General features: G+C 63.1%; 1 pseudogene. It reads left to right on the top strand.

Going from position 1 to position 222, the window contains the following annotated elements:
• Positions 1-65 precede the first annotated feature (65 nt).
• A pseudogene (locus GYA94_RS28830) lies at positions 66-222 on the top strand (DUF5629 family protein); the annotation flags it as partial.

Raw genomic sequence — 222 nt, 5'->3', positions numbered from 1 at the left:
CCATAGAATCTCCCACTGGGATGTCACAGGGTTATACTGGCAGCACTTCCCTGACAGGTAACCCAATGTCCTCCCTCAGCCACGCCCTGCAGTCCTGCGACATGCTCCTGATCGACGGCCTGCACGCCTTCGAGTTCACCGCCGATACCACTGGCCTGCGCGTCGAGTGCATGGACGGCCGCCAACTGCGCCGCTGGTCGTTTACCCCCGAGCAGGTCGCCG

Source organism: Pseudomonas juntendi (assembly GCF_009932375.1).
Classification (GTDB): Bacteria; Pseudomonadota; Gammaproteobacteria; order Pseudomonadales; family Pseudomonadaceae; genus Aquipseudomonas; species Aquipseudomonas juntendi.
This window is presented reverse-complemented; position numbering and strand designations above follow the sequence as displayed.